The organism is Streptomyces muensis (genome assembly GCF_021474425.1).
GTDB lineage: Bacteria > Actinomycetota > Actinomycetes > Streptomycetales > Streptomycetaceae > Streptomyces > Streptomyces muensis.
This window is the reverse complement of record NZ_JAKEIP010000029.1, coordinates 19,790-33,694: the sequence shown is the minus strand read 5'-3', so window position 1 is coordinate 33,694 and position 13,905 is coordinate 19,790. Positions and strand designations below refer to the sequence as shown.

The 13,905-nt window shown below is 70.6% G+C and carries 8 protein-coding genes; 1 reads left to right on the top strand and 7 read right to left on the bottom strand.

The features are described 5' to 3' along the window. Positions 1–3 precede the first annotated feature (3 nt). The 4 genes from L0P92_RS10920 to L0P92_RS10905 form a co-directional block, all read right to left on the bottom strand. Complete coding sequence (locus L0P92_RS10920; protein WP_234762347.1) at positions 4–1,230, bottom strand: cytochrome P450; 1,227 nt, start codon at positions 1,228–1,230, stop codon at positions 4–6. A gap of 110 nt (positions 1,231–1,340) precedes the next feature. Then, entirely contained in the window at positions 1,341–2,888 is a 1,548-nt protein-coding gene (locus L0P92_RS10915) for an alpha/beta fold hydrolase (protein ID WP_234762346.1), read from the bottom strand. A 153-nt stretch (positions 2,889–3,041) separates the two neighbouring features. Further along, a complete protein-coding gene (locus tag L0P92_RS10910) occupies positions 3,042–8,261 on the bottom strand; it encodes a family 43 glycosylhydrolase (RefSeq protein ID WP_234762345.1) in 5,220 nt (1,739 codons plus the stop codon). Between the two features lie 181 nt (positions 8,262–8,442). After that, positions 8,443–9,075, bottom strand: coding sequence for a DedA family protein (locus tag L0P92_RS10905; protein WP_234762371.1), 633 nt, complete (start codon positions 9,073–9,075; stop codon positions 8,443–8,445). Positions 9,076–9,239: 164 nt separating this feature from the next. On the opposite strand from L0P92_RS10905, the gene L0P92_RS10900 reads away from it, so the two are divergent. Next, on the top strand, positions 9,240–10,442 hold the full coding sequence (locus L0P92_RS10900; RefSeq protein WP_234762344.1) for an NAD(P)/FAD-dependent oxidoreductase: 1,203 nt from the start codon (positions 9,240–9,242) through the stop codon (positions 10,440–10,442). Between the two features lie 15 nt (positions 10,443–10,457). Here L0P92_RS10900 and L0P92_RS10895 read toward each other — a convergent pair whose 3' ends face one another. Genes L0P92_RS10895 through L0P92_RS10885 form a run of 3 tightly spaced genes read right to left on the bottom strand, consistent with a single transcriptional unit; the run spans position 10,458 to position 13,671 of the window. Continuing rightward, entirely contained in the window at positions 10,458–11,762 is a 1,305-nt protein-coding gene (locus L0P92_RS10895; RefSeq protein ID WP_372497235.1) for a sugar ABC transporter permease, read from the bottom strand. After that, positions 11,756–12,526 carry an ATP-binding cassette domain-containing protein gene (locus tag L0P92_RS10890; RefSeq protein WP_234762343.1) on the bottom strand — a complete coding sequence of 257 codons (771 nt, stop codon included), beginning with the start codon at positions 12,524–12,526 and terminating at the stop codon, positions 11,756–11,758. The genes L0P92_RS10895 and L0P92_RS10890 overlap by 7 nt, the downstream gene beginning before the upstream one ends. Before the next feature lie 56 nt (positions 12,527–12,582). Then, positions 12,583–13,671: a substrate-binding domain-containing protein gene (locus tag L0P92_RS10885; protein ID WP_234762342.1), complete on the bottom strand. Its 1,089-nt coding sequence runs from the start codon at positions 13,669–13,671 to the stop codon at positions 12,583–12,585. Positions 13,672–13,905 lie beyond the last annotated feature (234 nt).

Sequence of the window (13,905 nt, the reverse complement as noted above, 5' to 3'; positions counted from 1 at the left end):
GCCTCAGAGCCGCACCGGCAACCGCACCAGGTGGAAGCCGTCGCCGGGCCAGTGCCCGAACTCGACGTCGTCACGGTCCACGGCCAGCTCCGGTGCCGACGGCCGCCGCACCAGCAGCTCCTCGAACACGACGGACGTGAGGACCCGGCCCAGCGCCGCGCCGATGCAGTAGTGCGGGCCGTGCCCGAAGGCCAGATGACCGTCGCCGCGCCCGAACTCCCTGGTGATGTCGAGCCGTTCGGGAGCCTCGTACGCGGCGGGGTCGTGGTCGGCGCCGAACAGCCCGACCGTCACCGCCTCGCCCTTCTTCAGCGGCGTGCCGGCGAACTCGAAGTCCTCGGTGGCGTACAGGGTGGCGCCGATCCGCACCAGCGTGACGTACCGCAGGAGCTCGGGCACCGCGCGGGACAGCAGCTCCGGCTCGGCGCGCAGCCGCTCCAGCTGCTCCGGGTGGTCGAACAGGGCCAGGACGCCGTGGGCGAGGAACAGGGCGGGCGGGGTGATGCCGGTGTTGATGAGCAGGAAGAAGGCGGTGACGATCTCGTCGTCGCTCAGCCCGCCGTCCGCCAGCAGCGCCGAGACCAGGTCGTCGGCGGGCTCGGCGCGGCGCCGGGCGACCAGGTCCTTGGTGTACTCCACGATGCCGGCCAGCCCCTCGACGACCCCGCTGCCGTCGCCGTACGCGAAGTCCCGGATCCACCCGCAGACCCGGTCCTGGTCGGCGGCGTCGACCCCGACCAGCTCGCAGATCACGGCCGTGCACAGCGGGTAGGCGAACTCGCCGAGCAGATCGGCCTGTTCGCGCCCGGCGAGCAGCGTGAGAAGGTCGCGGGCGGTCTTCTCCACGAAGGGGCGCAGCGCGGACACCCGGCGGGCGGTGAAGGCGCGGGTGAGCGGGCCGCGTCGCCGGGTGTGCTCGTCGCCGTCGAACAGCGCCAGGTGCCCCGACAGGTACGGGACGTACTCCGCGGGGAGGCCCTCCAAGCCCTGGGCCAGCAACTCGGCCTGCGGGTCCGGCATGTCGGAGCCACCGGGGACGGCGCCGCGGTCCCGGATCAGACGCGGTTCGGTGAGCGCGGCCCGGACGTCCTCGAAGCGGGTCAGCAGCCGCACCGGGGTGTCCAGGCCCGGCAGGACCGCATGGCCGACGTCGGTGCGGGCACGCAGGTCGGCGTAGCCGCGGACGGGGTCCTCGACGAGTTCGGGGGTGAGGTGCAGGGCGTCGGTCATGATGGCGGCCTTTCCGGTGGTGGGAGACGCCTCGAAGCGTGCGGGGAGCCGGCTTCCGCTCGGTTTCACCGCGGTTTCAACACCGCCGACGAGGCGCTCCCACGGGTGGGTCAGGCGCCCGGATCGACCGCCGGGCAGCTGCTGCCGTCCTCGGGAACCTTCAGGCCTATGAGGTAGTCGTCCACCGCTCCTCGGGTGCAGTCACCGCGTCCGTAGACGCTGTGCCCCGCGCCCTCGTACGTCAGCAGCACCGTCGTGTCGCGGGTCTGCCGGTGCACGTTGGTCGCCCACGCGTAGTTGTTCGCCGGGTCGTGGCGGGAGTGCAGCATGAGGATCTCCGGGGCTCCGGTGATGCGCAGACGGTGCTGCGGGTTGTTCACCTCGTCAGGCCAGCCGACACATCCGGCCATCGCGGCGTGGACACGCGGTGAGCCGCGCATGTGCGGCGCCGCCCGCAGCTCGGCCGCCGTCAGCCGGGCGAACTCCTTGTAGTCCTTGGGCCGGATGCGCCAGTCCTGGCAGAACACCGCGGCGAAGGGTTGGGCCGTGGTCCGCTGCTCGCTGTCATCGGCGGCGGGCGCCGCCCCCGATGCTCCCGGCTGTGGTTCGACGCGGGAACTCCGCCCCGTCCGCGCTTCGAGTGCGGCCACATAGTCGGCGAGCTCGTCGTAGTCCGGGCCGTAGAACTTGTACCGGAAGGCGAAGAAGCTGATGTCGTTCCCGGAGAGCGTCCGGCCGGGGTTCTCCGGATCCCGGATCTCGCCCCGGTCGGCCCGGGCGAGCAGACGGTCCCAGACGGCGGTGACGTCCCGGCCGTGCAGTGCGCAGGACGGCGAGCGTTCGCACCACTTGACGAACTGGTGGAAGGAGTCCTCGGCGGCGACCGCGGAGGAGACCATGAAGTCGCGGGTGCCCAGGCTGTGGTCGATGTTCGCGGTCAGGGCCATGGCACGGATCCGGTCGCCGTACAGCTCCGCGTACTGCTCGCCGATCAGCGTGCCGTAGGAGTGGCCGAAGTAGTTGAGCTTCTCCTCGCCCAGTGCCCTGCGCAGGGCCTCCATGTCCCGGACGACGCCCAGTGTGTCGGCGTGGTCGAAGATCGGGCCGCTGTGCCGTCGGCAGTCCTCGCGCAACTCCCGGTTGTAGGCCGCCAGTCGGTCGAACTCCGCCTGGTCGCGGGGGTACGGGGACGGCGCCCGGCCCAGCAGTTCCGTCGAGCACTTCACCGGCTGGCTGAGCCCGACACCGCGAGGGTCGAAGCCGACGATGTCGAACCTGGCCTGGAGTTCCTCGCTGAACTGGCCGGGCGCGCGGGTGAGGGTGAAGTCCACCCCCGGGTCGCCGGGCCCGCCCGGATTGACCAGGAGCGCGCCGACCCGACGGTCCGGGTCGGTCGCCTTGCGCCGCGCCACCGCCATGTCGAACTTCTCGCCCGCCGGGTCGGACCAGTCGACGGGCAGCCTGAGGGTGCCGCACTCGGCCGTGGGATGGTCGGGGCACGGCTTCCAGTCGATCCTGGCGGCGGGCGTCGCCGAGGGGCCGGCGGATAAGCGGTCCGGCGTGCCGGCGTCCGCCACGCCCGGGCCGGCCACCAGTGCGCCGACCGCCAGCACTCCGGCGGTGAGCGCCCCGGTGAGCGCCTTCGTCAACGGTTGCACAGAGTTCCTCCTGGTACTCCTGATACTTCTCGGACCACGGAACACAGGAGTGGCCACTCCTCGACGAGCTTCACAGCGAGCCGAGGGTGGCCACAACCGTTCAGGACCGGAATCAGGGACGCACCAGGGAACGTTCCTGAGCAGGGCTAAGGGTTATCCCTCACGTCCTCCGGGGGTGCCGCCGACCTTGATGACGCCCGTCGTCCGCGCGCCGGTGAGGTTGTCGTAGACGACGTCACCGGTGGACTTCTTCCAGATCTTGATACGGAAGGTGTCCGGGCCGTCGGTCCCCGTGATCCGGAAGCCGTAGCCGCCGCTGCCGTTGACGGTCCCGGAGCCCTGGTAGACCGCCTGGGAGCCGGTGACCACCAGCCAGTCGGAGCCGGTGGAGCGGAACTTCAGCTTGGCCGGCCCGAAGTCGAAGGTGGCCTTGCCCGTGGGGACGGCGGCGCTCCAGCCGTACGCGACGGCGAAGGAGAAGGCCGCCTTGCCGGAGACAGCCGGCCTGGCCGGGTAGGCGCCGGCCGTGGAGGTGATCACACCGGCGCCGAGCGCGGGACCCGCGCCGCGGTCGAAGACGATCAGCTCGGCGAGCGTGGTGCTGTCCGAGGCGCCGTCGTCGTCGGTGACCTCGACCACCGGACGGTGGATGCCGGCCTTGGTGTAGACGTGTTCGGCGCGGCACACGCCGCCCATGATCTTGCCGTTGGCCGGGTCGGTGCCGTCCTTCCAGTCGACCGTGCAGGTGTGGGAGTCCCGGGCGCCCGCGTCGCCGAAGTCTGCGGTGACCGTGGCGCGCTGGCGGACCGGCACGGCGGTCTTCGGGCCGGTGGCCGAGGTGATCGCCGGGGCCGCGTTGGTGACGTCGACGGTGGCCGTGTCGCTGCTGCGACCGCCGGTCAGGGTGACCTCGTAGGTGCCGTCGTCGGCGCAGGTGATCGTGGTCCGGGCGGCCTCGGGGTCGGCGACCGTGCAGGGCGCGCCGGCCTCGACCGTCCACTTCGGGCCGCCCGCACCGGAGACGGTGCCGTTCAGCGGGATGGCGTCGCCTTCCTTCCCGCTGCCGTCCGCACCGGCGTGCACGACGGTCACCGGGTCGATGCCGGTGAGCGTGGGCACGACCTTCTTGATCAGGCCGTCGGCGTCGAACTCCAGCTTGTCGACGGTCGTTTCACGATGGGTGCCGTCGCCGCCGGGGATGGCGAACCGGTGGTAGGCGATGTACCAGTCGTCGGTGTTCGGGACGTGGACGACCGAGTGGTGGCCAGGGCCCTTGATGCCGAGGGAGAGGTCCTTCTCCAGGATCACACCGTGCTTGGTCCACGGGCCGGTGGGGGAGGGGCCGGTCGCGTAGGCGACGCGGTAGTTCTCGTCCCGGGTGTCGTTCTCCGACCACATGAAGTAGTAGGTGCCCTTGCGCTTGACGACGAAGGTGCCCTCGTTGTACCCGCTCGGGGTGATGTCCTTGACCTTCGAGGTGTCGATCGAGGTCATGTCGGCGTTCAGGGGCGCCACGTACGCGTGCCCGTTGCCCCAGTACAGATACGCCTGTCCGTCGTCGTCGGTGAACACCGCCGGGTCGATCATCTGGCCGCTGTACTGGCCCGCCTTGAGCAGCGGCCTGCCCAGCGCGTCCTTGAACGGCCCCGTCGGCGAGTCGGACACCGCGACACCGATGTTGGCGTCGGCGCAGAAGTAGAAGTAGTACTTCCCGTCCTTCTCGGCCATCGCCGGCGCCCACACCCTGCTGTCCGCCCAGGACACGTCAGGACCCAGGTCGAGGATGACGCCGTGGTCCTTCCAGTGGACCAGGTCCGTGGACGAGTACGCCTTGAACTGCGTACCGCTCCAGCCCTCGAAGCCGTCGGTGGTCGGGTACAGGTAGAAGGTGTCGCCGAACCGCACGATGTTCGGGTCGGCGTTGAGCCCCGGCAGCACCGGGCTCCTCATGATCAGCGCCGAGACCGTCCAGCTGCGCTTCTTGCCGTCGGAGCCGGTCACCTCGTACGTCACCGGCTTGCTGAAGTCCTGCACGCTGCCGGAGGCGGGGCTGATCGCGGCGCCGTGGGCGAGGGTGAACTCCGGGGCGAGCGCGGTGAGATCGGTGCCCTCCTTCATCGGCAGCGTGATCGTGCCGCCGGAGTTGTCGATGAGCGCGTCGACCTTCAGCGCCGGGTGCGTGGCCTTCGCGATGCCCGCCGTGTTGCCGCTGAGCTCCATGACCTCGGCGGCCGTCAGGGCCCGGTCGTAGACGCGGAAGTCGTCGACCTCGCCGCCGAAGTACGGGTCGGCCGCGTACAGGGACCGGCCGATGTAGCCGGAGTATTCCTTGTTCGCGTCGTACAGCTCGGACGGCTTGATCGTCGTCGTCGTGCGGGCGGCCTCGATGCCGTCCACGTAGAGGACCATCGTGCCGGTCGTGCCGTCGAGGGTGACGGTGACGTGCCGCCACTCACCGGGCGTGAGCCGTGAGCCGGCCGTCAGCTTGGACTCCGCCGACCAACTCGCCTTGGTGATCGCCGAGTAGAGGCTGGAGCCGCCGTTGGAGGGCGTTGCGAACAGGTATTTGTTGCTGTCGGGGCCGAGGCCGAACAGCCACTGGAAGTTGTCCCCGCCCTTCCACTTGGCGTACGTCGAGACGGTGACGCTGTCGGCGTTCTTCAGCACGCCGTTCGGGATCTTCACATACGGCGAGTCGGAGGCGCCGGACATCCTGAACGAGCCGCCGTCGACTCCGGTGCCGAAGTCGGGCGTACGGACGTAGGTGCCGTGGTAGCCGTGACCGCTGGTGTCGCGGGCGATGTTGCCGCCCGTCTCGTCGAAGTCGTACTGGAGGAGCAGGTCGGCCGGGACGTCCGGGCCCTCCGCCGAGACGGTGACCTCGGCGCGTACGGGCAGCGCGGTGCCGTCGGGCAGGCTGCCGGTCACGGTGAAGGCGCCGGCCTGCGCGTACTTCGACGCGGGGACGTCCTCCCAGGTGACGGAGACGGGACGCTTGACGCCGTCGGCGTACTCGGCGATCACGGTGGCCGGGAGGACCGGGGCCTCACCGATCCGCGTCTTCACCGTCACGTCCTCGACGCCCGTCACCAGCTGGTCCGGCTGGTAGGCGCGCAGCAACCGGTCGTACTCGGCCTGCGTCACCGGCAGCACCGTGCCGTGGCGGGGCTTGGCCGGGAGGTCGTAGCCGGTGGACGGGGTCCAGGTGCCGGAGGCGAGGTCGGTCGTCTCGAAGGGGATGTAGCCGCGGCCGCCGAACTCGTCGAGGAACGCGTACCACTTGTCCTCGGTGTTCGACTTGAACACCAGCGGCCCCTCGGCGGCGTTCATCGCGCCCTTGCCGATGCCCTCGGCGACGGCGTCCCAGGACAGGTCCAGCAGGGAGTCGCTCTTCTCCTCGAAGATGAACTTGCTGTTGGGGGTGGAGGAGGTGTTGTTCCGCTCGTCCTTGGAGAGGCGGAAGTACGTGCCGTCGTGCTGGATCACCGTGGAGTCGATGACCGAGTAGCCCCGGTCGATCCAGACCTTGGGCTCGCTGAAGGTGTAGAAGTCGCGGGTGGTCGCGTACATCATGCGGTTGTACGTGTCGCCGGAGTGCGCCTCGTTGTCGTACAGCTTCGACGCCCAGAACACGACGTACTCACCGCGCTGGGCGTCGTAGAACGCCTCCGGCGCCCAGGTGTTGCCCGCGCTGTCCGGGGAGACCTTGACCAGGCGCTGGTTCGTCCAGTGGACGAGGTCGGTGGACTCCCACACCATGATGGACTTGCTGCCGGTGCGCTGGGAGGCGTCCCAGTCGCCGTTGCCGTAGATCCTCAGGTCCGTGGCGATCTGGTAGAACTTGTCGCCCTCGGGGGAGCGGATGATGAACGGGTCGCGCAGGCCCTTCTCACCGAGCGTGGAGGTCAGGACGGGCTTGCCGTCGTTCAGCTCCCGCCACTTGAGCGGGTCGTTGCCCTTGCTGAGCGCGGCGTAGAGCTGCTCGCCGTCCGCCGTGCCCTCGCCGGTGAAGTAGCTGAACATGTAGCCCTTGAGAGCCTCGTCCTTCGGCAGTTCGGGGACCTTCGCGGTGAAGACTCGGGTCGCCTTCGCCTCTCCCTTGCTGACGGTGGCGGTCAGCTCGACCGTCGTGGCGCCGTCGCCGTGCGCGGGGCGGTGGACGACACCGTCGCCGGAGACGACGTCCGGCTTCGCGGAGGACCAGGTGACCTCGGTGCCGTAGGAGCCGGTGGTCGGGAGGGTCAGGTTGCCGCGTACGTCGTCGAGGTTGTGGACGGTGAGGGCCTGGGCGGCCTGCTCGGTGGCCGTCCCGTCGTCGAAGTCGGGGAGCACCGTGACCTCGAAGGTCCTGGTGTCGGTGACGGTGCCCTTCTTCAGGGTGGCCGTGAGTGTGGCGTGGCCGTCGGGCTGGCCGGCGGCCGGGCGGGTCACCTTGCCGGTGTCCGACACCACGGACGGCGCGTCGCTGGCCCAGCTGATCGAGGAGCCGCCCGCCGTGCCGGTCCTCGGCAGGTCGAGGTCGGCCGTGACGGCGCTGGTGTCACCGAGGCTCAGCGCGGCCTTGTCGTCGGCGACGCCCTGGGTGGCGACGGGCAGGGCGAGCTGCTCGACCTCGGAGCCGGCGAGGGCGCGGTCGTAGACCCGGAAGTCGCGGATGCGGCCCTTGAAGAGCTTGTCGCCCGAGTAGACGGACTTGCCTATGTAGTTGGCGGTGGTGGTGCCGGAGCCGATCGAGCCCGGGGTGATGCTAACGGCCGTGTTGCGGCCGACCTCGACGCCGTCCTCGTACAGCACGCCCGTGGTGCCGGTCTGGGTGTAGGTGAGGTGCTTCCAGACCGCGCGGGTGAGGTTGTGGGAGTCGGCGGGCTTGGTGGTCTGCTCGGTCGACCAGTTGCCGCTGGCGATGGACGTGCGCAGGGAGTTGCCGGTGGTGAAGAGGTAGCCGTTGCCGTTGCCGCCGCTGGAGTTGCCGAAGCCGTAGAGGAAGTACGGCGTGCTCTGCGCGGAGTCGAGCCGCACGTCCAGCGAGACGGTGATCGCGTTCATGCCCTTCATGACGTCGTCCGGCACCTTGACGTAGGTGTCCGAACCGTTGAAGGCGAGCCCCTCGCCGGTGCTCGACCAGTCCGCGGTGCCGTTCACCGTGGCGTCCCGGCCGTGGCCGGAGGCGTCGGTCACCGTGCTGCCGGAGCTGGCGTCGAGCTTGTACCAGAGGGCGAGACCATCGGTGACCTCGGCCGCCTCGACCGGGTCGGCGGCCTGCGCGGGAAGGGCGGGGCCGGCGAGCCCCAGCAGCAACGACGCGGCGGTCAGCCCGGCGAGTCGGCCCGCCCGGCGTCTCACGCGATCACGGGCGCGTGCGATGTACGGCATATGGATTTTCCCTGCTGAGGCATGGCGGGGCCTCGGCCATGGGCACCCTGCCGTTTCGGCTGTGTGACGTCGTGTTGCGAGAGTGTCAATCGGGGTGTGGCACAGCGTCAAGGGTTTTCGAACGATGTCCGATGGGTCGAACGTGGGTGAGGTCGGGCGCGGAGTGGAGAAGTGCGGAGCGTCAGCGCTCGCGCCTGGACCGGCGTGACTCGGTCAGTACGGGAATCAGGGGCAGCAGGGAGATCGCGACGACGACGGCGACCAGCGGCAGCAGGAAGTCGTCGGCGTCGGGGACGGTGGTGCCGAGGGCGTATCCGGCCATGACCAGGCTCGTCGACCAGAGCAGGCCGCCGACGATCTGCCAGAGCGTGAAGGTCCGCGTGGGCACCCCGAGCGCACCGGCCGCCGGGTGCAGGACGGTCCGTACCATCGGGATGAAACGGCCGATCACCAGGGCCTTTCCGTATCCGTAGCGGGCCAGGAGCTTCTCCGCCCGCGCCGCCGCCTCCCGGACCCGGCGTTTCGAGGTGCGGGCCAGCAGGGCGCGCCCGCCGTGCCGGCCGAGCAGGAAGCCGACCTGGGCCCCGACCACGGCGCCGACCGCCGCGCACAGCAGCACCTGCCACAGCATCAGCCGGGGCGCCTGGTCGGCGCTCGCCGCGCACAGCACGCCCGCCGGGAAGAGCAGGGTGTCGCCGGGCAGGAAGAAGCCGACGACGAGCAGGCCCGACTCCGCGAAGATCACCACGAGGACCCCGAGGGCACCGAAGGTCGCCAGTACCGAGTCGCTGTCCATCGGGTTGACGGCGATCACCGCCCTCACCTCCCGACCGTCCTCGTCGGTCGCCCTCCCTTCAAGCATCGCCTGCGCGTGGCCTGGTCGCCCGCCCCAGGGAAATAAATCTTGACATTCAATATCCAGGATATTTACTGTCCAGAATCGCTGTACCCGACTCGTCCTCGAAGAAGGAGAAGTTCATGAAGGATGTCCTGATCATCGGCGGTGGCTTCGCCGGCGTATGGAGCGCGGCCGGAGCCGTCCGCGCCGCTCGGGCGGCGGGCGCCGGTGACGAGGTGCGGGTGACGCTGGTCGACGGCGGCGACGACATGGTCATCCGGCCCCGCCTGTACGAGGACGCCCCCGGCGGCATGCGCGTCGCCCTCGACCGCGTCCTCGGCCCGATCGGCGTGCGCCGCGTCACGGCGACCGTCACGGGGATCGACACCGAGGCGCACTCCGTACATGCCGTCGGACGGGCCGGCGAGGAACTGGACCTGGTCTACGACAAGCTGGTGCTGGCGGCGGGCAGCCGACTCGTACGGCCCGCCTTCCCCGGTGCCCGGGACGTCTTCGACATCGACACCCTCCCCGCGGCGGCCGCCCTGGACCACCACCTCCGGCGGCTGCCCGACCGGGCGCCGGCCCCGGGCCGCTACACCGCGGTCGTGGTCGGCGCCGGCTTCACCGGGGTGGAGCTCGCCACCGCGCTGGGCGAGCGCCTGAGGGGCATCGCCGGCGCACAGGGCGCGGCCGAGGACGTCCGGGTCGTCCTGGTGGACCTCGCCGACGTGGTGGGCCCGGAGCTCGGCCCGGGGCCGCGCCCGGCCATCCTCGACGCGATCGACGAGCTGAAGATCGAACGGCGTCTGGGGCGCACGGTGACGTCGGCGACCCGCGAGGACGTCACCCTCTCGGACGGCGAGGTGATCCCCGCCGCCACCGTCGTATGGACCGCGGGCATGGCGGCCAGCCCCCTCACCGCCCAGATCCCCGGCGAGCGCGACCGGCTGGGACGGCTCAGGGTGGACGAGCATCTGCGGGTGGTCGGCGTACCCGACGTCTACGCGGCCGGTGACACCGCGCTCGCCGCCGCCGAGGACGGCCGTACCACCACGCAGTCCTGCCAGCACGCCCTGCCGATGGGCAAGTTCGCCGGTCACAACGTGGCCGCCGACCTCCTCGGCACCGCCCCGCTGCCGTTCACCCCCGACCCGTACGTCACCTGCCTCGACCTCGGCCCGGCCGGTGCCCTCTTCACGGAGGGCTGGGACCGCAGGATCGCGCTGACCGGCCCGGAGGCCAAGGAGCTGAAGCAGAAGATCAACGAGGTCTGGATCCACCCGCCGGTCGACGACGCGGAGGAGCTCCTGGCCCAGGCGGGCCGTTTCTCCAACGGCTGACGGGCGCGGGGCGCGTCAGGCCCGGCCGTGCGCCTCCTGCGAGCGGCGGGACAGCGCGTCGATGACCACGGCGGCGAAGAGCACCCCGCCCGTGATCATGAACTGGACGGCGGCGGGGGTGTCCGTGATCGCCATGCCGGAGGCGATCGACTGGATGACGAGCATGCCGAGCACCGCCGACCAGGTGGAGCCGCGGCCGCCGAACAGGCTGGTGCCGCCGATGACGGCCGCCGCGATGGCGTTGAGGAGCAGCACGCCCGAGCCCGAGCTCTGGCTCACCGAGGTGATGCGCGAGGCCAGGAACAGCCCGCCGACGGCGGCCATCGTGCCGGACACCGCCAGCACCGCGGTCTGCACCCGCGTCACATGGAGGCTGGCGCGGCGGGCCGCCTCGATCCCGCCGCCGAGGGCGTAGACCTGCCGTCCGTAGTGTGTGCGGCGCAGGATGATGTCGAGTCCGGCGACCACCACCAGGAAGATCAGCAGCGCGAGTGGCAGGCCCTGGAAGCGGTTGAGGAGGTACGCGGTGACGAACGCGATCACCGCGAGCCCTCCGGTGCGCACCACGATGACCTGCAGCGAGCGGTGCGGCATACCGGCGGCCGTCCGGCGCCGCCGGTCCTGGTACGACACCAGGAAGACCAGGCCCACGGAGAGCGCCGCCAGACCGTAGGCGACCGCGTCGTTGGTGAAGTAGTAGCTGGTCAGGTCGGCGACGAGGCCGGTCTCGTCGAGGTTGATCGTGCCGCTGGTGCCCAGGATGTAGAGCATCAGGCCGTTCCAGGTCAGCAGCCCCGCGAGGGTGACCACGAACGCCGGCACCCGGGTTCTGGCGAAGGAATAGCCCTGCACGGTCCCCGCCGCCGTGCCGGCCAGCACCGCGATGATCAGGGCGAGCCATTCGGGCACGCCGTTGTTCACGTTCAGTACCGCGAAGATGGCCGCGGCGAGTCCGCTGATCGAACCGACCGACAGATCGAGCTCGCCGAGCAGCAGCACGAAGACGATGCCGACCGCGATCAGACCGGTGCCCACGATGTCCACGCTGAGGTTGGACAGGTTCCTGGGCGAGAGGAAGTTCTCGTTGAGGGACTGGAAGGTGATCCAGACGACGGCGAGGACGAGGACTACCGGGAGGGAGCCCAGCTCGCCGGCCCGCAGCTTGCGCCGGGAGAAGGCGACCCCGCTCTCCATGGCACGGGCGCAGCTGTCCATGGCACGGGCGACGGCCTGCCCGCGATCCGCCGGTCGGGACTCGGTGGTGGGTGCGGCGGCGTCCGCCCGCGGCTCGTCGGCCCGGTCGCGGGTCCCTTTCACCATCCCGCCTCCTGGTGGGCCGGCCGGCGGGGCGTGTTCTCCGTCGCCCCGGTGATGGAGGAGATGATCTGTTCCTGGGAGGCGGTGTTCACGTCGAAGAAGCCGTTGTTGCGCCCGAGCCGCAGCACGGCGGCCCGGTCCGCGAGCGCTTTGACGTCGCCCATGTTGTGGCTGATGAGCAGCACGCCCAGGCCCCGGTCGCGCAGCTGGTCGACGAGGTCCATCACCTCGGTGGTCTGCTGGAGTCCCAGTGCCGCGGTCGGTTCGTCCAGGAGGAGCAGCCGCGGGTCGCCCAGGAGTGAGCGGGCGATGGCGACCGTCTGCCGCTGACCGCTGGACAGCGACACGACCGGGGCACGCAGCTCCGGAACGCCCCTGGTCAGCTGTTCCAGCAGCTGCAGGGTGCGGCGCTCCATCTCCATCTCGTCGAGGAACCCGTACCTGCGGATCTCCCGCCCGAGGAACAGGTTGCCGACGACGTCGAGGTTCCCGCACAGCGCCAGGTCCTGGAAGACGGTGGCGATGCCGAGGTCCCGGGCGTCGTTGGGGCGTCTGATGTGGACCGTACGGCCCTCCCACTCGATGACGCCCTTGTCCGCGGGGGTGACCCCGGAGATCACCTTGATCAGTGTGGACTTGCCGGCCCCGTTGTCGCCGAGCAGGGCGACGACCTGGCCGGCGTGGATCTCCAGCTCGATGTCCACGAGGACCTCGACGGCGCCGTACCGCTTGCACACGCCGTGCAGGGCCAGCAGTGGAGCAGACACGGGGACGGTCTCCTTCCCGTGGATCCGGACGCGGTCGCACCGGGGGGCGGGTCAGGTCAGGTCAGCCCGGCCGAGGCGCACGCGGCTCCGAGTTGGGGGGTGCAGATCTGCCGGATCGTGTACACCCCGTCCTTGACCAGGGTGTCCTTGATGTTGTCGACGGTCACGGACACCGGGGTGAGCATCACGGCCGGAACCCGCCCCCCGCCGCGGGTCGTCACCTGGTCGCGGCCGACCTGGTCGAGGTTCTCCCCGCGGGCCGCGGCCACGGCCATGGCGGCGCCGGCCGCGGCCTCGGGTTCGAACGGCTTGTAGACGGTCATGTACTGGTCGCCGCCGACGATGCGCCGCACTGCCGCGAGCTCGGCGTCCTGCCCCGTGACCGGGGGCACCGGGTCCACCTTGTTCGCCTTGAGCGCGGCGATGCTGCCGGCGGCGAGGCCGTCGTTGGCGGCGTAGACCCCCTGGATGTTGTCGACACCGAGGGCGGAGATGGCGCCCGACATGTTCAGGTTGGCGGCCTCGGTCCGCCACTGGAGCGTGTCGTAGGACTTGCCGATCCGCACCTTGCCCGTCAGCACGTCCAGTGCGCCCTTGCGGAACAGCAGCGCGTTGGGGTCGCTGGGATCGCCGTTCATCATGACGATCTGGGCGCCCGGCACCTCGTCGCCCATGGCCGTCAGCAGCGCCGTGCCCTGGAGCCGGCCGACCTCCTCGCCGTCGAAGGAGACGTAACCCGCGATCGGGCCCTCGGCGAGCCGGTCGTAGGCGACGACCGGGACGTCGGCCTCCACCGCCTTGCGGACCGAGGCGGCGAGCGAGGTGCCGTCCACCGCCACCAGCAGGATCGCGTCGACGCCCTTGGTGATCATCGAGTTCATCTGCGCCTGCTGCATGGCCACGTCACCCTTGGCGTTGGCCTGCTCGATCGTGCAGTCACGGCACCGTTCCTTGATCTCCTTGTCGATCAGGGGTCTGTCCCGGGTCTCCCAGCGTGCCGTGGTGACGTCCGGCAGCAGCACCCCGATCACCGGCGCGTTCCCCTCGGCGGATTCGCTCCCCCCGCCCGTCCCGCAGGCCCCGAGGGCCACGGCCGTGGAAACCGCGGTCAGGGCGAGAACCGCGCTCCGGATGCGGGCCTTCATATGAGAGACCTCCCTTGTCCTTCGCCCGGCGTGGCGAGGAGGCGCTCATGGTGTCGGGGACGCGTGTGCGGATACGGGGCCACCCGGGCGCAGGGCCGGGTTCTGGGACGTGGCAGGACGACCACGTGGTCAGTCTGACACCGGCCGCGGTGATCTGCGAACGCAGCGAAGGCGCCCCGGGGAGCGGGGGAACCGGCGGCGAACCGGCAGGGAAGCATCAAGGAAGCGGCAAGG

What these genes read in the sequence shown, in the direction of transcription:
- L0P92_RS10920 (WP_234762347.1), bottom strand. Translation starts at nt 1,230, where the DNA reads ATGACCGACGCCCTGCACCTCACCCCCGAACTCGTCGAGGACCCCGTC.
- L0P92_RS10910 (WP_234762345.1), bottom strand. Translation starts at nt 8,261, where the DNA reads ATGCCGTACATCGCACGCGCCCGTGATCGCGTGAGACGCCGGGCGGGC.
- L0P92_RS10900 (WP_234762344.1), top strand. Translation starts at nt 9,240, where the DNA reads ATGAAGGATGTCCTGATCATCGGCGGTGGCTTCGCCGGCGTATGGAGC.
- L0P92_RS10895 (WP_372497235.1), bottom strand. Translation starts at nt 11,762, where the DNA reads ATGGTGAAAGGGACCCGCGACCGGGCCGACGAGCCGCGGGCGGACGCC.
- L0P92_RS10885 (WP_234762342.1), bottom strand. Translation starts at nt 13,671, where the DNA reads ATGAAGGCCCGCATCCGGAGCGCGGTTCTCGCCCTGACCGCGGTTTCC.